21 protein-coding genes are annotated in these 23082 nt (G+C 70.7%); 11 read left to right on the top strand and 10 right to left on the bottom strand.

Annotation, left to right across the window (positions count from 1 at the left end):
- Positions 1-87: 87 nt before the first annotated feature.
- Positions 88-834, bottom strand: coding sequence for an SAM-dependent methyltransferase (locus tag E7Z53_RS02115; RefSeq protein ID WP_176337067.1), 747 nt, complete (start codon positions 832-834; stop codon positions 88-90).
- Between the two features lie 164 nt (positions 835-998).
- Positions 999-2198 carry a PucR family transcriptional regulator gene (locus tag E7Z53_RS02110; RefSeq protein WP_081994233.1) on the bottom strand — a complete coding sequence of 400 codons (1200 nt, stop codon included), beginning with the start codon at positions 2196-2198 and terminating at the stop codon, positions 999-1001.
- 122 nt (positions 2199-2320) lie between these two features.
- Here E7Z53_RS02110 and E7Z53_RS02105 point away from each other — a divergent pair, with 122 nt between their 5' ends.
- The 3 genes from E7Z53_RS02105 to E7Z53_RS02095 are packed head-to-tail and all read left to right on the top strand — an operon-like array spanning position 2321 to position 6612.
- Positions 2321-4009: an amidohydrolase gene (locus E7Z53_RS02105; protein WP_176337066.1), complete on the top strand. Its 1689-nt coding sequence runs from the start codon at positions 2321-2323 to the stop codon at positions 4007-4009.
- Positions 4010-4011: 2 nt separating this feature from the next.
- Complete coding sequence (locus E7Z53_RS02100) at positions 4012-5337, top strand: MFS transporter (protein WP_035924508.1); 1326 nt, start codon at positions 4012-4014, stop codon at positions 5335-5337.
- A 9-nt stretch (positions 5338-5346) separates the two neighbouring features.
- Positions 5347-6612, top strand: coding sequence for an ArgE/DapE family deacylase (locus E7Z53_RS02095; protein WP_035924511.1), 1266 nt, complete (start codon positions 5347-5349; stop codon positions 6610-6612).
- 60 nt (positions 6613-6672) lie between these two features.
- Here the strand turns inward: E7Z53_RS02095 and E7Z53_RS02090 are convergent, their stop codons facing one another.
- The 4 genes from E7Z53_RS02090 to E7Z53_RS20100 all read right to left on the bottom strand — a co-directional run bounded on the left by E7Z53_RS02090 (position 6673) and on the right by E7Z53_RS20100 (position 9505).
- Positions 6673-7956 carry a M20 family metallo-hydrolase gene (locus E7Z53_RS02090; RefSeq protein WP_035924514.1) on the bottom strand — a complete coding sequence of 428 codons (1284 nt, stop codon included), beginning with the start codon at positions 7954-7956 and terminating at the stop codon, positions 6673-6675.
- Between the two features lie 224 nt (positions 7957-8180).
- The gene (locus E7Z53_RS02085; protein WP_136340992.1) at positions 8181-8417 is read right to left on the bottom strand and encodes a DUF1059 domain-containing protein; all 237 of its coding nucleotides are present in this window, start codon (positions 8415-8417) and stop codon (positions 8181-8183) included.
- An 87-nt stretch (positions 8418-8504) separates the two neighbouring features.
- Positions 8505-8663: a hypothetical protein gene (locus tag E7Z53_RS02080; RefSeq protein ID WP_217905334.1), complete on the bottom strand. Its 159-nt coding sequence runs from the start codon at positions 8661-8663 to the stop codon at positions 8505-8507.
- On the bottom strand, positions 8660-9505 hold the full coding sequence (locus E7Z53_RS20100; RefSeq protein WP_369597941.1) for a GmrSD restriction endonuclease domain-containing protein: 846 nt from the start codon (positions 9503-9505) through the stop codon (positions 8660-8662). The genes E7Z53_RS02080 and E7Z53_RS20100 overlap by 4 nt, the downstream gene beginning before the upstream one ends.
- Before the next feature lie 92 nt (positions 9506-9597).
- Between E7Z53_RS20100 and E7Z53_RS02070 the strand changes: the two genes are divergently transcribed.
- A complete protein-coding gene (locus E7Z53_RS02070; protein WP_176337065.1) occupies positions 9598-10302 on the top strand; it encodes a Pr6Pr family membrane protein in 705 nt (234 codons plus the stop codon).
- An 85-nt stretch (positions 10303-10387) separates the two neighbouring features.
- Here the strand turns inward: E7Z53_RS02070 and E7Z53_RS02065 are convergent, their stop codons facing one another.
- Together E7Z53_RS02065 and E7Z53_RS02060 are read right to left on the bottom strand one after the other, a co-directional pair.
- On the bottom strand, positions 10388-12649 hold the full coding sequence (locus tag E7Z53_RS02065) for an esterase-like activity of phytase family protein (protein WP_176337064.1): 2262 nt from the start codon (positions 12647-12649) through the stop codon (positions 10388-10390).
- 158 nt (positions 12650-12807) lie between these two features.
- Complete coding sequence (locus E7Z53_RS02060; RefSeq protein WP_255219366.1) at positions 12808-13839, bottom strand: peptidase; 1032 nt, start codon at positions 13837-13839, stop codon at positions 12808-12810.
- Positions 13840-14003: 164 nt separating this feature from the next.
- On the opposite strand from E7Z53_RS02060, the gene E7Z53_RS02055 reads away from it, so the two are divergent.
- The 7 genes from E7Z53_RS02055 (at position 14004) to E7Z53_RS02025 (ending at position 20465) form a co-directional block, all read left to right on the top strand.
- Positions 14004-14699, top strand: a complete 696-nt coding sequence (locus E7Z53_RS02055; protein ID WP_017834967.1) for a dienelactone hydrolase family protein — start codon at positions 14004-14006, stop codon at positions 14697-14699.
- A gap of 145 nt (positions 14700-14844) precedes the next feature.
- On the top strand, positions 14845-15033 hold the full coding sequence (locus tag E7Z53_RS02050; protein ID WP_017834960.1) for a hypothetical protein: 189 nt from the start codon (positions 14845-14847) through the stop codon (positions 15031-15033).
- A gap of 47 nt (positions 15034-15080) precedes the next feature.
- Positions 15081-15698 carry a maleylpyruvate isomerase family mycothiol-dependent enzyme gene (locus E7Z53_RS02045; RefSeq protein ID WP_176337063.1) on the top strand — a complete coding sequence of 206 codons (618 nt, stop codon included), beginning with the start codon at positions 15081-15083 and terminating at the stop codon, positions 15696-15698.
- Between the two features lie 145 nt (positions 15699-15843).
- Positions 15844-17250 carry an extracellular solute-binding protein gene (locus E7Z53_RS02040; protein WP_165440208.1) on the top strand — a complete coding sequence of 469 codons (1407 nt, stop codon included), beginning with the start codon at positions 15844-15846 and terminating at the stop codon, positions 17248-17250.
- On the top strand, positions 17247-18197 hold the full coding sequence (locus E7Z53_RS02035; RefSeq protein WP_052132784.1) for a carbohydrate ABC transporter permease: 951 nt from the start codon (positions 17247-17249) through the stop codon (positions 18195-18197). Before E7Z53_RS02040 ends, E7Z53_RS02035 begins: the two co-directional genes overlap by 4 nt.
- A gap of 28 nt (positions 18198-18225) precedes the next feature.
- Positions 18226-19113 (top strand): carbohydrate ABC transporter permease, encoded by an 888-nt coding sequence (locus E7Z53_RS02030; protein WP_035924547.1) that lies wholly within the window; start codon positions 18226-18228, stop codon positions 19111-19113.
- Positions 19110-20465 (top strand): glycoside hydrolase family 32 protein, encoded by a 1356-nt coding sequence (locus E7Z53_RS02025; protein ID WP_176337062.1) that lies wholly within the window; start codon positions 19110-19112, stop codon positions 20463-20465. Before E7Z53_RS02030 ends, E7Z53_RS02025 begins: the two co-directional genes overlap by 4 nt.
- Here the strand turns inward: E7Z53_RS02025 and E7Z53_RS02020 are convergent.
- Positions 20431-21456, bottom strand: coding sequence for a LacI family DNA-binding transcriptional regulator (locus tag E7Z53_RS02020; protein WP_176337061.1), 1026 nt, complete (start codon positions 21454-21456; stop codon positions 20431-20433). The genes E7Z53_RS02025 and E7Z53_RS02020 overlap by 35 nt on opposite strands.
- Positions 21457-21541: 85 nt before the next feature.
- A complete protein-coding gene (locus E7Z53_RS02015; protein ID WP_176337060.1) occupies positions 21542-22891 on the bottom strand; it encodes an HAAAP family serine/threonine permease in 1350 nt (449 codons plus the stop codon).
- Positions 22892-23082 lie beyond the last annotated feature (191 nt).

Raw genomic sequence — 23082 nt, 5'->3', positions numbered from 1 at the left:
CCGGTCTTTTCGTGCTGCGCCCCGGCCTCGACCTCCTCGGTCCCGCCGGGCCGTACGCCCGTTGACCCGGGAACCTGCTCCGGGAGATCAGCGTTCCATGAGGGCGAAGACTCCCCAGCCGAGGTGCTCACGCGTGGAGCGCGCGTAGCGGGCGGGCTCCGTGGTGAGTTCTTCGCGTACCTCGGTAGCCAGATCGTCGTCCGGGTTCTGGTCGAGCCAGCGGCGCAGGTTGAGCCACTGGGCCGCGGCGTAGCGGTCCCAGCTGTCCTGGTCGGCCAGCATCATCTCCACGACGTCGTATCCGAGCTGCTGGAACTGCTCGATCAGTTCCGCCAGGAGCAGGAAGTCGGCGAGGCCGGTGGCGTGGCATGCCCGGGCGGTCTCCTCGTCCGGAGGAGTCCGCCGCCAGTAGGGCTCGCCGATCAGCATCAGTCCTCCGGGGCGGAGGCTGCGCTCGAGCAGCTCGGCGGTTCCGGCGACGCCGTTGCCGATCCACGTGGCGCCGATACAGGCGGCGAGGTCGACCGGCTGGTCCGCGACATGGCCGGCGGCGTCACCGTGGACGAACTCGACCCGGTCCGCGACGCCGAGTTCGACGGCGCGGGCCCGGGCCTGCTCGGTGAAGACCGTGCTGATGTCCACCCCGGTGCCCGTGAAACCCAGGTCACGCGCCCAGGTGCACAGCATCTCGCCCGAACCGCTGGCCAGGTCGAGCATCCGTGTCCCGGGGGCGAGGTGGAGCGCCTCGCCCAGGGCCGCGAGCTTGCCCGCGGTCAGCGGGTTGTGGATCCGGTGGGTGCTCTCGCGGATGGTGAAGATGCGGGGGAGGTCCATCACCAGATTTTTCTCCGTCCTGCCGTGCGATGGGAAGATCCGGGGGATCGCCGCGCCACCCGGTGCCAACTGATCCTGCCCCAACGCCCTTCCGCTTCACACATGGCCGGTTTCGGGACACTGACCCACGGGAGTTCTCGCGCCTGGTTTCTCAACTGCTCCGATCAGTTGTCCAGTAGCCGCTTGGTGTGAAGTGCGGCGATGACCGTCGCGGCGTCCTGCGGACTGGCCGGATCGTATCCGGTGAGCTTCGCGAAGCGGGCAAGCCGGTTCAGCACCGTGTTCCGGTGGCAATACAGCTCTCCAGCAACGTCGGACACCGACCCCGAACGGAGATACGCCTGGACCGTTTCGATCAGCCGCTCCTTTTCATGCGCCGAGATGGTGGTGAGGGGCCCGAGTACCGAGTTCGCCAGAACCGTTCCGTACTCTCCCAGCCGGGTGGCCGCCACATGTCCCCATGTGTGCCCCACGGTCCGCTGGCCTGGTGTCTCGGGCGTGATTGCCGGCAGCGACTCCAACGCGATCCGGAGCATGAGAGGCACCTCGGCCAAGGACTGCGCGCGGGGTGCCACGAAACAGTCGAGTGGGGCGAGCCAGGGGCGCCCCTCTGCTGGCTCCTGTCCGGGCCGGGCCGGAGTGTCCTCGAGAATGAGAATCAGCGCGCCGTCGCGCTCGTGCAGAAATTGGTCGGCGCCGGCGCGATGAACCCCGGTCCTGAAGGATTTCTGCGCGTGTTCAGCCGCGACGGCGACAACGAAGCTGCTCTCCGGATTCACGCCCAGCGCACGGGCGGCCTGGCCCAGCAACTGCGAGTCCTTGCCATCCGAGTTCAGAAGCCGTGACAGGAGGAATGCGCGCTGCGCTTCCTTCTCCTGGGCCATGGTGGCCAGCTCATCGAGATAGCCCGCGTGCACTCGGATGGTGTGGAACTCCACTGCTTCCCACACCCGGACCGCGTCCTCGGTGAATTTCGGCAGGGACGCAACGGGGACCTTCTTCAGCATCGCGGTCCACAGGATGCGGAAGTCCATGCGCACCGCGCGCAGCAGGGACTCGAGCGGAATTCCCTGTTGTGCGCGGCGGTGGCCCAGAGCCTCAGACATCCCTGCCAGCCGGTCGGGTATCGGGAGATCCCCCACGAGCCGCAGCAGCAACTCCATCGAGGCCACCGCGGTCTCCTGCAGGTCCTGGGCTACTACGGCGGAGCTCGAGTAACCCTCGATCTGCTCGACTTCCAGCAGGAAGTCCTGCGCGATCTGGTCGATGTCGGCCAGGCAGCCGGCCACTACATCCGCCACGACCGACCGGGAGTCCGGCCCCTCGGCAGGGTCTCCCGCATACACCGCTTCCTCATTGGGCATTTGCCCATTCTAGGGCCATAGTGCGCTGTCTTCATCCATTGTCTGGAGTCGTGATCCGGGCCACGATGGGAAGGGATACGCCTATCTGGTCATCAAACTGTGGAAGAGATCCCTGGAGGATCATGCTGGATCTAAAACTTGTCAATGCCCGTATCTTCACGATGATCGACGGGGCTCCCGTGGCGCACGCCCTGGGCGTGCTGCACGGACGAATCATCGGTCTCGATGAGGACGTCCTCCAGCTCCCCGCACGGCGCACATTCGATTGCGAGGGCGCCGTCGTGGTCCCCGGTTTTGGCGATTCACACAATCACATGGCCTGGTTCGGACAATCTCTCGCCGAGCTGGACCTGTCCGGCTGCCGGACGTTGGACGAGCTGTACGACGCTGTCACCGGATTCGCGTCCGGCCTCGCTGAAGACGCGTGGGTGGTGGGGTCTGGCTATGACGACACGGTCATGGGTGGACATCCGCACCGGAGCGATCTTGACCGGTGCTCGAATGGCCGTCCGGTCTGGCTCAAGCATCGGTCGGGACACATGTGCACCGTCAACACCGAGGCGCTCGAACGCACGGGCGTGCTGGACGGTTCGGCGCCCACCCCCGAAGGCGGCACCGTGGTCCGAGATTCTGAAGGGCCAACGGGTCTGCTCGAGGAACAGGCCCAGAAGCTGGTCACCGCGCTGATGGTGCCCTACCCGGTGGCGGACCTGGTCGAGGCGATCGGAGCGGCCAGCTCGGTCTATGCCTCGGAGGGCTTGACGCATGTGGTGGAGGCGGGCATCGGTGCGGGGTGGATCGGACGCAGCGCCGTGGAACTTGCCGCCTACGTGGAAGCCCGGCGCCAGGGTCTGCTGAGAACTCGGGTCCAGCTGATGGCCTCCAGTGATGCCCTGCACCCGCTGCATTGCCATGCCGCGGACCGGAGGACCTTCGGCTTGGACCTCGGTATCGCATCAGGATTCGGTGACGATCGTGTCCGGCTCGGCGCCATGAAGATCTTCATCGACGGTTCCCTGATCGGTCGCACGGCTGCCGTGACGGAGCCGTTCTGCGACCACGACCACGGCACCGGCAGTTTTCAGCTCTCCATCGAGGAACTGACCCAACGAATCGTGGACGCGCACTGCTCGGGCTGGAACATCGCAGCACACGCGATCGGGGACTCCGCCGTCGATGTCGCCCTGGACGCCTTCGCGGCTGCCCAACAGGACCTGCCAAGATCTGAGGCACGACACCGCATCGAGCACGCCGGCATGGTGCGGCCGGACCAGCTGCACCGGTTCGCCTCCTTGGGGGTCACCCCGGTTCCGCAACCGCACTTCCTGTACGAGGTGGGTGACACGATGGCCGACGCTGTCGGCGCGGAGCGGGAACCGTGTGTGTACCGTCACCGGTCCTTCCTCGATCTCGGGGTGCGAGTACCTGGCAGCTCGGACCGGCCGGTGGCAGCCGGGGCGCCGTTGCTGGGCATGCAGTCCATGGTGCTGCGCCGCACCTCCGGTGGAGCAACGATGAGTCCCCAGGAACGCGTTGACGCCGAAACGGCCCTGCGTGCCTATACGGTCGACGCGGCGTGGGCCGCAGGAGAAGAAGACCAGCGGGGAACCCTGGAACGCGGAAAGCTCGCCGATCTGGTCTTCCTCTCGGCGCATCCGGCAGAAGTGCCACCCGAAGACATCAGCCGAATCACTGTGCTGGCCACCTTGCTCGACGGCGTCTGCATTTTTGGGCAGGACTATGTCGATGAACTGCAGACGACTAACCACACCGCCCAAACCCCGTCCCACATCGAAGGATCGAGAGACTGAACATGGAATCACATGAGACAACGCCGGAAGTGGACACGGCGGTGCCCGTTGTCAGCGGAGCCGATGCCGGGAAGATCGCCCGCGCGGCCTTCGTCGGCACGGCTCTTGAGTGGTACGACTATTTCCTTTTCGGCACTGCTGCCGCCATCGTGTTCAACCGACTGTTCTTCACAACACTCGATCCGACGGCCGCGACGCTGGCAGCGTTCGCCACGTTCGGTGTCGGCTTCGCTGCCCGACCGCTCGGCGCCGTCCTGTTCGGGTACATCGGTGACCGAGTAGGCCGTCGACCAGCGCTGCTGATTACCATCGTGTCGATCGGCGTGGCTACCGGACTGATCGGCCTGTTGCCCGACTTCGGCAGCATCGGCCTCGCCGCACCCATCATGCTGGCAGTCCTGCGTCTGGTGCAGGGTCTTGCGGTGGGCGGTGAATGGGGCGGTGCCATGACCATCGCGGTGGAGCACGCCCCGCTCGAGAAGCGCGGTCGGTATGCGGCGCTGGTGCAGGTCGGTTCGCCGGTCGGCACCCTGATGTCCTCCGGCGCCTTCGCCCTGGTGCTGCTCCTGCCCTCTGACGCTTTTGATTCGTGGGGTTGGCGCCTGCCGTTCCTGGCGGCCTTCCCGCTGCTGCTCATCGCGCTGTACATCCGGTTGCAGGTCGAGGAATCACCGATCTTCCGTGAACTGGTCAAGCTGGAGGAGCGCGCCAAGATCCCGGCAGTCGACGTTTTCCGCCAAGCCTGGGGCCGGTTGATCGTTGCCATCATGGCCGCCTTTCTGGGCGTCGGTGGCTTTTACATCATGACCACCTTCGTCATCAGCTACGGTACTGAAACGCTCGGCATGGACCGTGGACTCATGGTCAACGCCACCCTGATCGCCGCTGTCGTCCAGATCGGCGTCATCGTGCTCGTGGGCCGTGTCAGCGAACGGATGGGGCCCGGGCGCATGACCGTGTTCGGCGGCATCGCCACCGCGGTGGCCGCGTTCCCGCTTTTCTGGCTGATCGACTCCCGCAGTCCGGCGGCCATCATCCTGGCGGTAACTGTCGGTATCGCCCTGCTCTCCTTGGCCTACGCGGTCACGGGCGGTCTGTTGACCGAACTGTTCCCACCGCATCTGCGGTACAGCGGTGTCGCGCTCGGCTACAACCTGGCCGGTGCGCTGAGCGGATTCCTGCCTCTGATCGCCGTGGCCCTGCTGGGATTCTCCGGAGGTGCCTCCTGGGCCCCAGCCCTGCTGCTGATTGCCGTGTCCCTGATCACTGCTGCCGGTGGATTCTTCGGCGAACGTCTTCGCGTCAAGGACAAGTCGATCGTTCGATAAGGAGGAACCATGCTGGATCCCGATACAGCGCGCCGGATCACCGACGCGGTAGACGCTGCTTTCGACCGGCAGCTCCAGTTCACAGCGGAGCTGGTTCGCCACCCCTCGTTGAGGGCCGCTGAGGCCAGCGCCCAGGACCTCATGGCCGCCCAGTTCCGGGAACGCGGCCTCGCCGTGGATCGGTGGACGCTCGACGGCGAAGCCCTGAGTGCGCATGTGGGATACGGCCCCACCACTGTTGCCTTCGAGGACCTCACCAACGTTGTGGGCACCTACACCGCCTCGGAGCAGCGGGGACGTTCACTCATCCTCAATGGGCACATCGATGTCGTCCCCACCGGACCTGAGGAGACCTGGGAGCACCACCCCTGGGATGCCGTGGTCGAGGACGGGTGGATGTACGGGCGAGGGGTTGGCGACATGAAGGCCGGCCTGGCCGCGAATCTCTTCGCCTTCGACGCTGTCCTGGCTGCCGGATTCACGCCGGCGGCGACCATCCACCTCCAGTCGGTCGTGGAGGAGGAGTGCACTGGCAACGGATCACTGGCCGCGCTGCAGCGCGGCTACACCGCAGATGCCGTCGTCATCCCCGAACCTGAGGAGAACATGCTGGTGCGGGCGAACGTCGGAGTGATCTGGTTCCGGGTCCGTGTGTCCGGCAAACCCACCCACGTGCGGGAGATGGCCTCGGGGTTCAACGCCATCGACGCGGCCTACACGGTCATGGGCGCACTGCGGGAATTGGAGACGAAGTGGAACTCCGACCGAGGCAACCACCGGTACTTCGAAGACGTTGATCGTCCGATCAACCTCAACATCGGCATGATCTCCGGCGGCGACTGGCCCTCGAGCGTGCCCTCCTGGTGCGAGTTCGACGTGCGCGTGGCACTTTATCCCGGCATCTCAGCCGCTGACGCATGGGAAGAGATCCAGGAGTGCCTCCGGACCACGGATTCCGGGGCTGCAGTATCCGCGGAGCGGACGGGGTTCTTCTCCGAGGGCTATGTCCTGGAAGAGGGCTCGGACGCCGAGGCGGTTCTGGCGGCTGCGCATGAGAAAACCTTCGGGTCGGCGCTGCAGAGCTTCACCACCCCGGGATACCTGGACGGCCGGGTCTTCGCCTTGTACGCCGGGATACCGGCGCTGGTCTACGGGCCAGTGTCCGAGTCGATCCACGGTTTCGATGAGCGCGTGCACCTCGAGTCCGTGCGCAAGGTGACGAAGACTATCGCTCTGTTCATCGCCGACTGGTGCGGCGTGACCGAGCCGGCGTAGCAACGCCGGAAACGCGGAAGGCGCCCTGCCGTTGGCCGGGCGCCTTCCGCGTTGTCGCGACTATCGGGGGTCGAGTTCCCCGAGGCAGAGGTTTCGGACAACGTCGGTGAGCACGTGCAGCCCGGTGACGGCGTCCCGGTCGGTGGTGTACTCGTGCTCGTTGTGCGAGATGCCCTCCACCGACGGAACGAACAGCATCACTGTGGGAACGATGTCCTTCAGATTGGTGGAGTCGTGTCCGGCCAACGTCTTGACCCGCGTGTACGTGAGGCCTCGGTTGGCGGCGGTCTTCTCTGCCAGCTCCACACCTTCGGACTGGTAGGGAGTGACCGGCCAGCAGTGGGACCCCGTCCTGCTGATCCCGACCCGGGCCGCGTGCTCGATCCGTTCGATGCGCTCATGCAACAGCTGATCTGCCTCGGCGAGGAGCTGCTCGTCGGCGGACCTCAGGTCCAGGAGCAGAGTGACCAGCGAGGGCACGACCACGGGCGAGTTGGGATAGACGTCGAGCTGGCCGACCGAAGTGTGAACGGCTCCGTCAGGGAAGTGATCCGCGATCTCCCGGGCGGCGACGACGAGCATCGACGCGCCGAGCAGCGCATCGCGCCGGTCAGCGATGACTGTCGACCCCGTGTGCGACTGCTCACCGCGGACCTCGAACTCGTACTTGTTGGCCGCCCAGTTGGAGTCGACGACTCCGATGGCGATGCCGTCGCGTTCCAGGCTGCGGCCCTGCTCGATGTGGATCTCCGCGGCGTAGACGGCGGTCGGTCCGTCGCCCTGCCCCAGAGCATTGGTGGCCTCCAACGACTCTCGGACGGTGATGCCCGCCGGATCTGTGGTGGCCAGAACGTCCTCGGGCCGCATCTTTCCGGTGTAGACGGAGCTGCCCATCATCGACGGCTTGAAGCGAGCGCCTTCCTCGTTGAACCAGTTCACGACCGCCAGGTTGTAGCGGGGAGCCGTCCCATCGGCCCGCCACTCCGCTGCGAGGCGGAATGCAGCGTGGGCGGCGGCGAGGACGCCGTACGCGCCGTCATATCGTCCAGCTGTCGGTTGGGAATCGAGGTGGGAGCCCACCAGCACATAAGGCGCACCAGAGTGCAGTTCCAGCATGCCGAACTGGTTCCCGACCTGGTCGAACTGGACGTCGAAGCCCTTGTCCTGCAGTGTCCGAGTCAGCCAGGCACGCTGCTCGCCGTCTGCGGGGGACCCGGCCTGCCGGTCCACTCCGCCGCCGGGTGTAGCACCGAAGGTGCACAGGGTGGCGAAGTCCTCCAGGAAGGCGGCGTCGGGTCCGGTGAACTGGGTGGGATCGGGTTCGGGCACGGCACCGTTGAGCATGACTGTCCGTCCTTGCGCTGGATTGATGGTTTCCACAATCGTCGCAGGACAGCGGGGTGCAGGCACTAGTTCCCAACAACCAGTTCAGCCGGTGTCATTGTGCACTTGTACAGTGAGCCCCGACGACCACGACGTCAGTGGTCGCGTGGCGGGTGACCGTGTCGTTGCTCAGGTCGCCTTGCGGTTCTCGCTGTCGTGTCGCTGCTTGCCTGGTGGGACACGGGTCAGGTCTCGGGGAGATCGGCGAAGGCTTTCTGCATGTCGCGGTACCAGCCCAGCGATTGCTTCGGGTGCCGCCAGCGACCCTTCATCGCGTCGCGCGCCTCCTGGTGCGCGGCATCACCGGCCTTCACCGCGTCCTTGAGGTGGCGGTCTTGGGCCGTGATGACGTCATCGGCGGTCTCGCCGCGGTGCTCGAGGTCGCAGGGTCCTCCCAGCTGCCGGCAGGTCATGGTCTTCATGTGCGGTTCCCTTCCTGTGATCTGTTCGGTGTGTTGATGTTCGACTGTTCGACGATCGGCGCACGGGAAGTGTGACCACCGGCGGGATCAGCCGCGTCGTTGCTCCCCATCGCGTCGCACCACCTGTGCCAGCACCTCGGGCTCGGCGCGGAACGTGATGTGCCCGACGAGACCGTCGACGACGGTGAAGTCGTACAGGACCCTGGCCTCGCCACGGTGGTGCCACGCGGCGGCGTCCACCGTCACTCGCAGGCCAGGCCCTCGGCCCCGCCCCGGTCCAGCTCCGGGCGGTAGCCGGGCTGGTCCGAGCGTAGGGGCGCCGCACCCGCGGCGCGGACCGCGGCGCAGTCGGCGTAGTGGACCTCCTGCGCCGGTGACGGCCCCGCGGCGGTGTTCCCGGCCGGCGGGACGTCGGTGGGCACGTCCTGGTCCGGGCACCCGGCCAGCACGTCCGCCATGGCGTCCCGCTCGGGAGCCGTCACGAACAGCTCGTAGCGGGTCTTGACCGCGATCTGGGTGGCCACGTACTCGCACCGGAAGGACTCGTTCGGCGGCAGCCACCCGGCGGCGTCGGAGGCGGACTTCTCCCCGTTGGTCGGCCCGTCCACGGCCCGCAGGTTGAGCGGGTCGTTGGCGAGGGCCGTGCGCTCGTCCCGGGTGAGCCGGTCGGCCCCGGAGATCCAGGCGTTCTTCAGCGCCACCACGTGGTCGATCTGCACGTCGGCGGAGGTCAGCGGTCCGCGGACGAACTCGATCGTCCGCCCGGTGTAGGGGTCCTCGAGGGTCCCGGAGAGGACCCTGCACCCGTCGTCGTGGAGGACGTCACCGGTCAGGTCCCGGGCCAGGACGTCGTTGCGGGCGTCGCAGCCGTTGCCGTCGGGATCGGCCCAGTCCCCGAACTGGGCGAGCCGGTCGTAGTCCTCCCCGCTGCCGGCGTTCTCGACGGGCAGGGCTGCGAGCGCCCGTGCGGCGGGGGAGGTGGCCTCCACGGCCTGCGGCGTGCAGCCGGTCAGGACGCCCAGGGCGACCGCGAGCGGGACGAGCACCGTCCGCCGGGCACGGGTCTGCGGTGGCTCGAACCTGCGCACGGTGTTCCCTCCGCTCCGGCCGGTGGTGTCGGGACCCCTATTCTCGCAGGTCAGCCGTTCAGGGTAGATTGCGGCACCGGAGGAAGGCAGACATGAGACGGTGCTTCGCCGCGGCCCGCGTGCTGATGGGCCTGGCCCTGGTCGTGGCCGTGGCCGGGCGGCTGCAGGCGTACCTGCGGTTCTGGATCGAGCGCGGGGACCGGGCCATCGCGGTCGACGTCGCCAACTTCTTCAGCTACTTCACCATCCAGACGTCGCTGTTCCACGCCGTGGTGTTCGGGTTCGGCGCGTGGTCGCTGCTCGCCCGGCGGGGCGCCGACCCGCCGTGGTTCGGGGCCCTGCGCGCCGCGGCCACGACGTACACCGTCACCACCGGGGTGGTCTACAACGCGCTGCTGCGCGCTCTGCCGCAGGAGGCGGCCCTGGAGCAGCCGTGGGCCAACGAGGTGCTGCACACGATCGTCCCGGTCTACGCGCTGCTGGACTGGCTGCTCGCCCCGGGGCGGAGCCGGATCCGGTGGCGGACGGTCGGCGGGATCGTGGTCTATCCGGTGCTGTGGGCCGGCTACACGCTGGTGCGGGCGCCGTTCGTGCTGGACGAGGGCACCGGCAACCCCTGGTGGTACCCCTATCCGTTCCTGGACCCGCACGAGGCGGCCGGCGGCTACGGGTCCGTGGCGGTCTGGATCGCGGTGCTCGCGTTGGCGATCACGGCGACGGCCTCGGTCCTCGTCGGGTTCTCCCGGCTTCGCACCAGGGCTCCCGCCGACGACGACGGGGCCGAGCGCCGCCGGTGACCGGCCGGGCCGCGCAGGGGCCGCCCGGTCCGGCCCGGGCGGCCCCTGGAGCGCCGTCGTCAGGACGGGGCGCCGGAACGGGTCGTCAGGACCGGTCCTCGAGGGCCGCCACCGCGAGGTCCGGGTGGTCGGAGAAGAGTCCGTCCATGCCGGCCTCCACGAAGGCCCTGATCTCCCCCGCCAGGTCGCCGTGCGCCCGCGGATCGGCGCCGGCGCGGTGCTCGGCGGGGAGGAAGAAGTTCTCCGCCCGGAAGGTCCAGCCGTGGACCTCGAGACCCGCGGCGTGGGCGTCGGCGATCACGGCCGTCGGCTCGCCGAGGGTGTCGTCGGCCTCCCGCGGGATCATGACGTCCTTGCAGGCGCCGAGGATGTCGGCGTAGGACGCGATCTCCGCCAGGCCCTCTGCCGTCGTGAGGTCCGCGTAGCCGCGCGGATCGCCGGCGGCGGCGAGGTCGAACGGCGCGCCCGAGCAGTCGACCAGCTGGGCGAGGCGCACGTCGGTCATCCCGTCGAGCTCGCGCAGGTTGGCGGTCTCGAAGCTCTGGAGGACCACCGGGTCCGTCTCGTCGCCGTAGCCGTCGGCCTCGAGCACCTCGACCGTCCTCTCCTCCAGGGACAGGCCGATCGAGTCGAAGTACGTGGGGTGCTTGAGCTCGGGCGCGATCCCCACCGGCTCGCCGTCGCAGGTGCGCGAGCGGCGGGCGAGGTCCACGACCTCCTCGAAGGTCGGGATCGGGTACAGGCCGTCGAAGGCGGTGCCGCCCGGGCGCAGCTCCGGGATGCGCTCCTCCGCGCGCAGGGTGCGCAGCTCGGCCAGCGTGAAGTCCTCGGTGAACCAGCCGGTGACCTCGGCGCCGTCGACCACCTTGGTGGTGCGCCGCTCGGCGAACTCCGGGCGGTCCTCGACGTCCGTGGTGCCGCCGATCTCGTTCTCGTGCCGCGCCACGAGCTCGCCGTCCTTCGTGGGGACGAGGTCGGGTTCGATGACGTCGGCGCACTGGGTGATGGCCAGCAGGTAGGAAGCCAGCGTGTGCTCGGGACGGTAGCCGGAGGCGCCGCGGTGACCGATCACCTCGGGGCCCGTCCCGGCCGCGGGCTCGAGGCGCTCGCGGTCCAGCACGATGAGCTCGGTGTCGTCCGGGGTGCCCGGGACGCGGGCGTCGTTGCCCGGGTAGTTGTTGTCGTTGCCGACCAGCAGGCGGCCGTCCCGCAGCTGCAGGACCACCTCGACCGACTGCTGGGGGAAGGAGAACTGCTCGCCCACGCCGTAGGCGCCGGGGGAGGTCCCGGTGCCGATGCCGGCCGGGTTGTCGATGGCGAGCAGATCGGCCACCAGCTCCTTCTCGAGGTGGCCCGAGTCCTCCGTGCGGCGGAGGTCGACGGCGTAGACGCGCTTGGTGACCGCCGCGGGGCCGTCGAGGTCGTCGCGCTCGAGGACCAGGAGCCGGTTCTGACCCGTCAGGAACGCGTCGCCCACGAGGTTGGCGTCGGTGTCCGTCTCGTAGTCCCACGTGCGGCCGGTGTACTCCCGCGTCCTGGTGTCGAACTCCAGGACCAGCCGGCGGCGCGGATCGTCGTCGTCGGCGAGGGCGCCCTCCAGGATCGGGTAGAGGTAGCGGCCGTTCCGCGAGCCCGCCATGGCCTCGAAGCCCTTGCTGGCGCCGACGGCGGGCCGCTCCCCGTCCTCGAGGTAGGGGCTCTGCGGCGACTCGAGCGTGCCCGTCCCGCCGTCGCGGACGTCGGCCAGCGGCACGGGCTCCTCGAGCACCACGCCCTCGGCGTCCACGTGCAGCAGGAAGGGCCCGAACTCCTCGCCGATCCAGAAGGTGCCGTCCGGCTGGCGGACCACGGACTCGACGTCGAAGTCGTTGCCGGTCAGCAGCCGCTCCTCGGTGTCCTCGTGCACCACGGGGAAGGGGATCCGGTGGTGCGGGTCCCGCAGCGACACGTGGTCCTGGACCTCGATCTCGCCGCTCCCGCCCTCGGCGGTCTCCCACTGCGGGGCGATGCGGTAGAGCCGCAGCAGGAAGTCGGCGGAGTTCTCCTGGTTGCCGAATCCGTTGTCCGGCATGGCCCAGAACGTGCCGTCGCCGTTGTCGACCATGGCGGAGAAACCCGGGATCACCTGGCCGCCGAAGGGGCCGGTGCGGCCGTTCGCCGGCGTGGCCGCCGCCCCGGAGGGAGGGCCCTCGGCGAGGTGGTCGGCGGAGAGGGTGGCGCGCTGCTCGAGCACGTGCGCGCCGGCGGGCCCGCGGCTCGGATCGCCGCTGTGGGCGAGCGCCCCCGGCGTGGAGGTGAGGAGGACGGCCGCGGCCAGTGCGGCGGCTGCTGCTGGGACTCTGCGCATGCGCCGAGCGTAGGACCGGGGCGTGGCCGGACGGTGGCGTCCGGGGAACATGTCGGCGAACGACGCCGCGCCGGTCGTTCACCCACCGGGCGTCCGCCCACCGTGCTCCGACCTGCGGCTCCGCTCCGGATCCGGGCGGTATGCCGGCGCGGTCCGGGTCAGAGCCGCGGCACGCACGGCGCGGCGCCCAGCTTCGCCAGGCCGGCCCGGTCCCCGGCCGAGAGCACCGTGGCCCCGCCCGCCGGGTGCATCATCTGGGTGGGGTCGTCGACGTGGGCGAGCCCCACCACGTGCGCCAGCTCGTGGATGATGGTCGCGCGGACGTGGGCCGCCCCGTCCGGGTGCTCCAGCACCGGCGCCAGACCGGGGGCGTCGAGGGCGACCTGACCGGTGACGTAGGCGAACGGCCCCCCGGGCGCCTGCCGGGCCGTGCTGCCGCCGAGGCCCACCACGTTGCCGGCCAGCCCGGGCACCTCGGTCTCGTCGGACCACGCGATGAGCACGGGCGCCCACTGCCGGCCGTACCGGTCCGGCTGATAGGGCGTGCGCTGCTCGGCGGGCGCCTCCGTCGTCGTCCCCACGGGGACGAACCGCAGACCGGTGGCCGCGGAGATCTCGGCGACCGCCTCCTCGACGAGCTGCCGGCCGCCCGGCGGGGCGCCGTCCGGGCGCACGACGTAGTGCACCGGACGGCACGGGTCGTAGGCGACCATCGGCTGGGCGGGGTCCGGGGAGTCCATGAAGCGGTGGCCGCCGACGTCCTCGACCGCCGGGGGCGCCCCCAGCGGCGCCGGTGCGGCCCCGACCCCGGGCGGGGGCGCCGACGCGTTCGGCAGATAGGGGCGGATGACCGGCAGCGCGTAGTCCTGGAAGAGCCCGGGCGTGAACCAGAGCATCAGCAGCACCACGACGCCCACGGCCGGGGTCCCCCGCCACGCCGGGCTGCGCCTGCGCGGCGCCCTCGCCCAGCGGCGGGCGGATGCCCCGGCGGCCCGGGCGGCGCGCCGGTCCCGGCGCCGGCGCGCGCCCGGGCCCAGCAGGGCCTCGCGCTGCTGCTCCAGCGCCTCCTCGAGCACCCACTGCGGCGTCCGTCCGCTCGGGGACCGCGGGAGGCGCGCGGCGGCGGCGTGCTCGTCGCGGGTCCGGGGCGACGCTCCCCGCTGCGGCGTGGTGCCACCGGGCTGGTGCATGGTTCCTGGCTTCTGTGCTGGATCGGGCCGTCACGCGGCCCACACTGAAGTGTACGAAAGCAAACGTGCCAAGGAGTCCCGCACCTGCCCTGTGACGGGGGATCGCCTGTCCACTCTCCTGCCTACACTGGCCCGACGCAGCCCCGACCCGAAGGAGCACCGCAGTGGAGACCACCCCGCACCAGAACGTCACCTTCCCCTCGGCCGGGGGCCGGGCCCACGGCTACCTGGCGCTGCCGGCCGCCGGCCGCGGTCCCGGCGTGCTCGTGATCCAGGAGTGGTGGGGGCTCACCGACCACATCCGGGACGTGGCGGACCGGCTCGCCGCCGAGGGCTTCGTGGCCCTGGCCCCCGACCTCTACGGCGGGTCCATCACCCACGACGGCGAGGAGGCCGCCGAGATGATGTCCCGGCTGCCCGAGGAGGAGGGCGTGCGGCTGCTCGCCGGCTCCGTCGACTTCCTGCTCGGCCACGAGGCCGTCACCAGCTCCACGGCGGGGGCGATCGGCTTCTGCATGGGCGGCGGGTTCGTCCTGGCCCTCGCCGCCGACCAGGGCGGGCGGATCGGCGCCGCGGTGCCGTTCTACGGCGTCGGCCAGGGCGTGCCGGACGCCTGCCACGGGGTGCGCGCGGCGGTGCAGGGCCACTACGGCCGCGAGGACTCGTCCTACCCGGTCGAGAAGGCGCAGGCGCTCGAGGAGCAGCTCCGCCGCGAGTCCTCCGCCCCCGTGGTCGAGTTCCACTACTACGACGCCCCGCACGCCTTCCACAACGACCGGAACCGGACGAATCACCGCCCCGACGCCGCGGCCGCGGCCTGGGAGCGCGCGGTCGCCTTCCTGCGGGAGCACGTCCGGTAGCCGACGACGACGGCGGTCCCGCCGGGCACCACCGCTCGGACCCGGGCCGACGCCCAGGCACCGCCGGTCGCGGTGACAGCTCCGGCACAGCCTGCCGTGCCAGGCTCGGCCCCGGAGCACGCCCCAGACCACCCAGGGAGAACCGATGACGCAGACGACCACCCGGACCATGACGCGCACCGCGACCGCCGTGCTCACCGCGGCACTGGTCGCCCTGGCGGTGGTGCTGCAGCAGCCGGAGCCCCTCACCGCGGCACTGCTCGTCGTCGTCCTCGGCACCGGGTGGGACCTGCGCCTGACCCGGGAACTGGCCCGGGTGCGGGTCCGCCCCTGACCCCACCGCCCCGAGCACGCCGGGCGCCCGAGCACCGAGGAGTCCCCATGACCGAGATGTGGCCCGTGGTCCACGCCGAGCGCCGGGCGCTGATCCGGGACCTGGAGGACCTCCCGGCGCGGCAGTGGGCGACCCCCTCGCTGTGCCCCGGCTGGGACGTCCACGACGTCCTGGTCCACCTCGTCGACGACGCGCGGACCACGCGCCTGGGCTTCCTCCGCCGCCTCGCGGCCGCCCGCTTCGACTTCGACCGCTGCAACGCCAGCGGCGTCGCGCGGGAGCGCCGAGCGGATCCGCGGGACACGCTGGCCGCGTTCCGCGCGGTGAGCGGCCGCACCACGAGTGCGCCGGCGGCGCCGGCCACCCGGCTGGTGGAGGCGTTCGTGCACGGGGAGGACATCCGGCGCCCGCTCTCGCTCACCCGGGACCGCCCGGCCGGACCGGTCGCCGAGGCCCTGCGCCACCAGCTGCGGACCAGCACGAAGCTCGGCGGCGGGAAGGAGCGGGCGGCGGGCCTGCGGCTCGTGGCCACCGACGCCGACCTCGACGCCGGGACCGGCCCGGAGGTGCGCGGCGGCGTCCTCGCGCTGCTGCTGGCGGTGTCCGGGCGCCCGGTCGGCCCGGAGGAGCTCACCGGCCCCGGAGCGGCGGCACTCGTCTCCTGAGTGCTCGCCGTTCCGGACGGCCCCCGATGCAGTCTTGTGACGGCCCCGCACTGTGATCCTTGACACCTCGCCCCGGATGTCTCTACTCTCCTAACACGTGTCAGGAACCTGACACGTGTTAGTTCAGCAGAGTGAGGACACGCGGATGACTGCAGCGAGCAGCATGACCCGTCGCGCGCTACTGGGGGTCGGGGGCGTCGCCCTGGCCGGGGCCACCGTCGGGGCGTGGCCGCGCCTGACCGCCTCCGACATCCCCGGTCGCGGGGATGACGTCCTGACGGTGGCGATCCAGGGCACGTCCCAGGACGCCGCGAAGCGCCAGCAGCTGGTGGACGAGTTCCGGGCCGAGCACCCGGACATCCCGGTGCGGATCCAGGCCGTCCAGAGCGCCGACTGGGGCGACTTCTTCTCCAAGATCCTCACCATGGTCGCGGCCGGCCAGGCGCCGGACCTGGTGTACGTGGCCACGGAGGGCACCCAGCTGTTCGCCGACCGGCTCGCGGTGCCCCTCGACAGCTTCGTCCAGCGGGACGCCGCCACGATGGGCGAGTACTTCCGCGACGTGCACCCCAGCCTCGTCGAGGCCTTCATGTACAAGGGGAACCTGTACCAGCTGCCGCTGGAGTTCAACGCGGCCAACATGTACCTCAACACGGCGGCGCTGCGCCGGGCCGGGGCGGAGCGGCCCGCCGACGACTGGACCAAGGACGACTTCACGGGGCTCATGCGCGCCATGCAGCGCTCCAACGAGGGCTCCTTCCGCCCCTACTACTGGACGAACCGCCTGTTCGGCGGTGTGGTCCCCTGGCTCTACGCCAACGGCACCAGCTTCCTCACCGAGGAGAAGGCGCCGGGCGGCGGATGGCTGTGGAACGGCTTCTACGGGGACCACCCGGCGGGTGCCGACCGCCGCGGCGGCTACCTGTGGACGGGCTCCAACGTCCGGGACGAGCGGGTCACGGAGACGTTCGACTACCTGCGGGAGCTCGTGCAGGAGGGCCTCGGCGTGCGCCCCGAGGAGGGCGGCGGCAACGCCCTGATCGGCCTGTTCGCCTCCAACCGTGTGGGCGCCACCCCGGCCGGCGGGTACTGGGCGCAGGGGCTGAACGAGGCCGGGATGGGGCCGGAGGCCTTCGACGTGCAGTTCTTCCCGCGCTGGCGCACGCAGCGGCACCAGTTCGGCGGCGCCGGCTACGCGCTGATGAAGACCTCGGAGCGCAAGGACCAGGCGTGGGAGTGGATCAAGTTCACGGCCCGCAAGGAGTCGATGCAGCTGGCCACCCCCCACCCGAACACCACGCCGAGCCGGCGCTCCATGGTCACCGCGGACTTCTACCGCGGGGCCGGTCCCGAGCACTGGCAGGTCTTCTACGACACGCTGGACCGCTTCCCCAGCACCGGTCCCATCCCCGCCCCGCCGCAGCAGGCCGCCGTCGAGTCCGCGCTCATGAAGAACGTGGCGGTCGCCATGGGCGGCGGCGCCGGCCAGATGACCTCGGCCCTCGACCGGCTCGACACCGAACTCGCTCTCATCCTCGGGGAGGACTCATGACCACCATCGCACCGGCACCGGACGTCGCCCGGACCACGGTCCCCGCACCGGCGCCGCCGCCGCGGCGGACCCGCTCCCGGGCCGAGAGGTGGATGACCGTCGTCTTCCTGGCCCCCACCGTCATCGGGATGGGCGTCTTCACGGTGCTGCCCATCCTGGCCTCCGTGGTGCTGGCCTTCTTCCAGTGGGACATCATCTCCGCGCCCGAGTTCGTGGGGCTGCGCAACTTCACCGAGCTCGTCACGGACCGGACCGTGCGGGTCTCCTTCCTCAACACGATCGTGTTCGTGGTGGTCGCGGTGGCTCTGCAGCTGTCCCTCGCGATGACCCTCGCGGTGCTGGTGCAGGGGAAGATGCCGAGCTGGTTGCGGCTGTTCTTCCGCTCCACGTTCTTCTTCCCGCTCATCCTCTCCGCGGCGAGCGTCTCGATCTTCATGCGCTACATGTTCAACGAGCAGTTCGGCGTCGTGAACTGGCTCCTCACCAATGTCGGCCTGCCCGCGGTGCCCTGGCTGACCACCACGACCGGGGCCTCGCTCGTGGTGGTGCTCGTCTACGTGTGGCAGAACTTCGGCTTCACGTTCCTGATCCTGCTCGGCGGGATCGCGTCCATCCCCAAGGAGCTCTACGAGGCGGCCGACCTCGACGGCGCCAAGGGCTGGTCCAAGTTCCGCAACGTGACCCTGCCCCTCGTCAGCCCGACCCTCCTGGTGGCGTCCGTGACGGCGATCATCACGGCGCTGCAGGTCTTCGACCAGCCCTACGTGCTCACCCGCGGCGGCCCCGGGGACTCGACCCGCTCCGCCGTGATGGTCGTCTACCAGACGGCGTTCCAGCAGCTGGAGTTCGGCAAGGCGTCCGCCATCGGCCTGGTGCTCATGGTGCTCATCATGCTCGTCACCCTGGCACAGTTCCGCCTCTCCCGGCGCTACGTCCACTACCAGTGAGCTCTCCCGACCGACGAAGGACCACCTCATGTCTGCACCTGCTCACACCCCGTCCCGGACGGCCGGCCCCGCGCCCCGCCGTCGTCGCCGCCGGGGACTGCCCAGCCCGGGACGCGTCGCCGGCTTCCTCTTCCTGCTGGTCGCCGCCGTCGCGGTCCTGGGACCCGTCATGTGGACCCTGTCGACGTCGCTGCGCAGCCCCAGCGAGGCCTTCGACCTCCCGCCCAAGTTCTTCCCGACCGAGCCGGACACCACGGCCTACGCCGAGGTCGCCCGGCAGATCGACCTGGTGCGGCTCGTCCTCAACAGCGCGCTGGTCACCGCCCTCATCGCCGCCGGGCAGATGCTGACGGCGGCCATGGCCGGGTACGTCTTCGCCCGCATGCGCTTCCGGGGCTCCGGGCTGATGTTCGGCGTGGTCCTGGCCACCATGATGGTCCCGGTCCAGGTGACGATCGTGCCCGTGTTCATGCTGGTCCGCGGCATGGGCCTGGCCGACACCCTCCTGGCGCTGATCATCCCGGCCATCCCCACCGCGTTCGGCACGTTCCTGATGCGCCAGTACTTCATGGGGCTGCCGAACGACTTCGCGGAGGCCGCCGCCCTGGACGGCGCGAGCCCCTGGCGGACCTTCTTCTCCATCTACGCCCCGCTGTCCCTGCCGGGTATGGCCATCGTGGGCATCCTGGCCTTCAACTACCACTGGAACGAGTTCTTCCGGCCCCTCATCCTGACCATCTCGGAGCAGAACTTCACCCTCCCCCTGGGCCTCGTGTCCCTGCAGGGGAACCTGGGCACGGGCTCCATCTCCGTGGTCCTGGCCGGCGTCGTGATCTCCATGATCCCAGCACTCATCGTCTTCGTCTTCGGGCAGCGCTACCTGCGCGAAGGCCTCACCGCAGGAAGCAGCAAATGACCCTCTCTCCCAGCACCGCCTCCGCCGTCCTGCCCACGAGCCGGGCCTTCCCCCGCACCCACCCCCGGCCGGCCCGGGGCTGGCTCAACGACCCCAACGGGCTGTGCCGGGTCGACGGCACCTGGCACGTGTTCTTCCAGTACAACCCCGGCTCCGCGCGCCACGACGCCATCCAGTGGGGGCACCTGTCCTCACCGGACCTGGTGACGTGGCAGGAGGAGCCGGTGGCCCTGCGCCCGCAGCAGCACGGCCCCGACGCGTTCGGCTGCTGGTCCGGGGTGCTCACCGTCGACGAGGGGCGCCCGGTGGCGGTCTACAGCGGTGTCGAGGCCGGCGACGACCGGTCCCGGGTGACGCTGGCCACCGGCTCGGAGGACCTGCGGTCCTGGCGGCAGGAGGGCGTCACGGCGGCGGAGATGCCCGCGGACCCTGACGTCGTCGCGGTGCGCGACCCGTTCCTCTTCCGCTGGGCGGGGCGGCGGTACGCCCTCCAGGGCGCGGGGCTGGCCGACGGCCGGGCGGCGATCCTGCTCTACGACGCCGCCGACCTGGAGCACTGGACCTACCTGGGCGTGTGGCTGACCTCGGACCACCCCGTGCTCAGCGCGGACCTCGACGCCTCGATCTGGGAGTGCCCCCAGCTCTTCGAGGTGGTCGAGGATGGGGTGTCCCGCTGGGTGCTGATCGTCTCCCGGTGGATGCGCCAGGAGGACGGGTCCGGCCGGCTCCAGGACGTGCGCTACGTCGTCGGGCGCATGGACGCGGACCCCGACAACGACAACGACAACGACGACGGGGGCCGGGCCCGGGGAGCCGCCCCCCGCTTCACCCCCGAGGCCTGTGGTGCCGTGGACACGGGGCCGGCCTTCTACGCGCCCCAGGTGCTGGCGCTGGAGGACCGCACCCTGCTGTGGGGCTGGTCGTGGGAGACGCGCCCGGAGGACGTCAGCGACGAGGAGGGGTGGGCCGGTCTGCTCACCTGGCCGCGCGAGCTCCGCCTGGACGGCGACGTCCTCGTGCCGGCACCCGCCGCCGAGTGCGCGGGGCACCGGCGCGAGCACCTCGAGCCGGCGTCCGCGGACGGGACGGTCGAGCTGCCGGACGCCGCCGAGCTCCGCGCCACGGGCCCGGACGCCGCCGTGCGCCTGCTGCTGCGCGGTCCCGCCGGGGAGCGCGAGGTCTGGTCGGGGCGCGCGGGGACGGTCGTGGTCGACGGCTCCCTGGTGGAGGTCTACGCGCAGGACGGGCCCTCCCACACCCTCCGGGCCTATCCGCAGGACGGCGAGACCTGGTGCGCGGCGGTCGAGCCGGGCGCGGTCACCGGGTGGGCGCTGGGCCCGTCGACGCCCTGACGATCAGCGGGCAGTCGATGCGCTCCACCGCAGGCGGGACCTCGAGGCCGTGGAGCTGCTCCAGGAGCAGCTCCACGGCGCGCGCCCCGATCCTCAGGTGCGGCAGGGCGACGGTCGTCAGCGCGGGGACGAGCTGGTCGGCCACGCTCTGCTGGTCGTCGACCCCCACGAGGGAGAGGTCCTCCGGGACCCGCAGGCCGGACGCCGCCGCGCAGAGCAGCACGCCCGTGGCGGTGCGGTCGTTGGACGCGAGGACCGCCGTCGGCGGCTCGGGCAGGGCGAGCAGCCGCTGCGCCGCCCGGTAGCCGTCCTGGATCTCCCAGCCGGTCGGCTCGACCGTGAGCCGCAGGCCCTCGCGGCCGAACTCCTCGCAGGCCGCCTCGAAGCCCTGCCGGCGCAGCGGCGTGGCCGGCGAGTCGGACGTGCCGGTCAGCAGGGCGATCCGGCGGTGCCCCAGACCCAGCACGTGCTCGGTGGCACGGCGCATCCCGGTCACCTCGTCCGGGATCACCGCGGCGAGCCGCTCCTGCGGGTCGTAGCAGTTGGCGAGCACCGCGGGGCGGTGCAGCAGCGGCTCGGGCGGGTCCAGCTCCACGAGGCCGCCCGTGGCGTAGACCAGCCCGTCGACGTGCCGGTGGATCAGGGCCTCGGCGAGCTCGAGGTCGCGCCCCGGCACCCCTTCCGTGTCGGCCACGGTCAGCACGTAGCCCGCCGGGCGGGCGACGGAACCTGCGCCGCTGATGATCCGGCCGGCGAAGGGACTGGTCACGATCTCGTCGGTGATCACGCCGATGGTGTTGGTGCGCTGGCTCTGCAGGGCGACCGCCACCGCGTTCGGCACGTAGCCCAGCCGCTGCACGGCCTCCCGGATCCGCTGCTGGGCGGTGGGCGAGACGTTGCCGTCGGCGTTGTTGTTGAGGACCATCGAGACCGCGCTCCGGGAGACCCCGGCCTCGCGCGCGACATCGGCGGCAGTGGGGTTGCGGGCCATGTTCCTCCGGCGGTAGCACCGGTCTGGAACCGGGTCGGTGTGCGGCCCCCAGTCTATCGGGGACGCCCCGCCCGGGGCCGGGGGCTCAGCGGACGAGGGTGAAGAGGATGCCGCTGATGGCCACGAGCCCGGCGACGGTCACGAACACGTTGGAGAGCTGCCCCCGGTAGGGCGCCAGCGCCGGGATCCGGCGCACGGCGTACATCGGCATCAGGTACAGGATCACGGCGATGACGGGCCCGGCCAGGGACTCGATGAGGGACAGGATGCTCGGGTTGAGCACCGCGGCCGCCCACGTGGTGAGGAAGATGAAGACCGCGATCCCCCGGCGCAGCGTCCGGTCCTGCGGCTGCCGGATCCGGGCGGGGAGCATGCTGCGCACGATGCCCGCCGCGCCCTCGCTGGCGCCCAGGTAGTGGCCGAAGAACGAGGAGACGATCGCCACGACCGCCACGGCGGGGCCGAGGTAGCCGATCCAGGGGTTGTCCTGCACGTTGGCCAGGTGGGAGAGCACCGGGAGGTTGGCCTCCCGGGCCTCCTGCAGCCCGGTGGCGCCCAGGGACAGGACGCAGGACCAGACGAAGCCCATGGTGAACAGCACCAGCAGGACCGTGGTGCGGCGCAGCACGCGGGACGCCGCCGCGGGCGCGTCCGTCCCGTGCTCGCGCTGCATCGCCAGGGAGAACTGCGAGATCGCGGGGGAGTGGTTGAACGCGAACACCAGCACCGGGATGATCAACCACACCGACAGCGTGAGCTCGCCGGCGGACGGCACCACGGCGAGGTCACCCACCTGCCAGGTGGGGACGAGGTAGACCGTCACCCCCAGCAGGGCGAGGATCAGCGGGTAGACCAGCCACCGGGTCACCGCGAGCATGAGGCGCTGACTGGCGACCATGACCAGCATCATCAGGGCGATCAGCACCCGGGAGAGCAGCACGCGGGGCACCGGCGGCAGGCCCAGCTGGTTGACCAGCAGGCTCTCGACCGTGTTGGTGATGCCCACCCCGTAGATCAGGACGATGGGGTAGATCGCGAGGAAGTACAGGACGGTGATCACCCGCCCGGCGCCCTCCCCGAAGTAGTCGCGGGCCACGACCGTGATGTCCTCGCCCTTCCGCGGCGAGGCGCAGACGAAGCGTGCGAGGGCCCGGTGGGACAGGTAGGTCATCGGCCCGATGAGGACGGTCACCACGAGCAGCGGCCACAGGCCGCCGGCCCCCGCGTTGATCGGGAGGAAGAGGATGCCCGCGCCGATGGCGGTGCCGAACAGGCCGAGCATCCAGCCGGTGTCGACCGCGGAGGGCCGGCTCCGGGCACCGGGTGCCGTGGCCGAGCGGTCCGGGGCGGGGTTCGTGGTCGTCGGCGTGGTCGTGGGGGAGGGAACAAATTCTGCGTCGGCGGAGATCGTCCGCGGGGCAGGGGAGCGCGACATGGTGGTCCTCGCTGGGTGCACATGGGGTGGACCTCAGGGACGATACCAGCCGGACCGCGTCCCTCCGGGCCTCGGGCGGCGTCACTCCCGGGCAGCGGCACCCGCGCCCCGGAACCGCCGCCGGGACGACGACGGAGCGTCGGCCCGGCACGACCGGCGTGCCGGGCCGACGCTCCGTCGGTGGGTCAGGA

Source organism: Kocuria salina, from assembly GCF_013368965.1.
Taxonomy (GTDB): Bacteria; Actinomycetota; Actinomycetes; order Actinomycetales; family Micrococcaceae; genus Kocuria; species Kocuria rosea.
Note: the sequence above shows the minus strand (reverse complement) of the source record. Positions and strands in the feature narration are given on the sequence as shown.

Bases quoted from the DNA above. Each gene is read 5' to 3' on its own strand.
- E7Z53_RS02115 (WP_176337067.1), bottom strand. From the start codon at position 834: ATGGACCTCCCCCGCATCTTCACCATCCGCGAGAGCACCCACCGGATC.
- E7Z53_RS02110 (WP_081994233.1), bottom strand. From the start codon at position 2,198: ATGCCCAATGAGGAAGCGGTGTATGCGGGAGACCCTGCCGAGGGGCCG.
- E7Z53_RS02105 (WP_176337066.1), top strand. From the start codon at position 2,321: ATGCTGGATCTAAAACTTGTCAATGCCCGTATCTTCACGATGATCGAC.
- E7Z53_RS02100 (WP_035924508.1), top strand. From the start codon at position 4,012: ATGGAATCACATGAGACAACGCCGGAAGTGGACACGGCGGTGCCCGTT.
- E7Z53_RS02095 (WP_035924511.1), top strand. From the start codon at position 5,347: ATGCTGGATCCCGATACAGCGCGCCGGATCACCGACGCGGTAGACGCT.
- E7Z53_RS02090 (WP_035924514.1), bottom strand. From the start codon at position 7,956: ATGCTCAACGGTGCCGTGCCCGAACCCGATCCCACCCAGTTCACCGGA.
- E7Z53_RS02085 (WP_136340992.1), bottom strand. From the start codon at position 8,417: ATGAAGACCATGACCTGCCGGCAGCTGGGAGGACCCTGCGACCTCGAG.
- E7Z53_RS02070 (WP_176337065.1), top strand. From the start codon at position 9,598: ATGAGACGGTGCTTCGCCGCGGCCCGCGTGCTGATGGGCCTGGCCCTG.
- E7Z53_RS02065 (WP_176337064.1), bottom strand. From the start codon at position 12,649: ATGCGCAGAGTCCCAGCAGCAGCCGCCGCACTGGCCGCGGCCGTCCTC.
- E7Z53_RS02060 (WP_255219366.1), bottom strand. From the start codon at position 13,839: ATGCACCAGCCCGGTGGCACCACGCCGCAGCGGGGAGCGTCGCCCCGG.
- E7Z53_RS02050 (WP_017834960.1), top strand. From the start codon at position 14,845: ATGACGCAGACGACCACCCGGACCATGACGCGCACCGCGACCGCCGTG.
- E7Z53_RS02045 (WP_176337063.1), top strand. From the start codon at position 15,081: ATGACCGAGATGTGGCCCGTGGTCCACGCCGAGCGCCGGGCGCTGATC.
- E7Z53_RS02040 (WP_165440208.1), top strand. From the start codon at position 15,844: ATGACTGCAGCGAGCAGCATGACCCGTCGCGCGCTACTGGGGGTCGGG.
- E7Z53_RS02035 (WP_052132784.1), top strand. From the start codon at position 17,247: ATGACCACCATCGCACCGGCACCGGACGTCGCCCGGACCACGGTCCCC.
- E7Z53_RS02030 (WP_035924547.1), top strand. From the start codon at position 18,226: ATGTCTGCACCTGCTCACACCCCGTCCCGGACGGCCGGCCCCGCGCCC.
- E7Z53_RS02025 (WP_176337062.1), top strand. From the start codon at position 19,110: ATGACCCTCTCTCCCAGCACCGCCTCCGCCGTCCTGCCCACGAGCCGG.
- E7Z53_RS02020 (WP_176337061.1), bottom strand. From the start codon at position 21,456: ATGGCCCGCAACCCCACTGCCGCCGATGTCGCGCGCGAGGCCGGGGTC.
- E7Z53_RS02015 (WP_176337060.1), bottom strand. From the start codon at position 22,891: ATGTCGCGCTCCCCTGCCCCGCGGACGATCTCCGCCGACGCAGAATTT.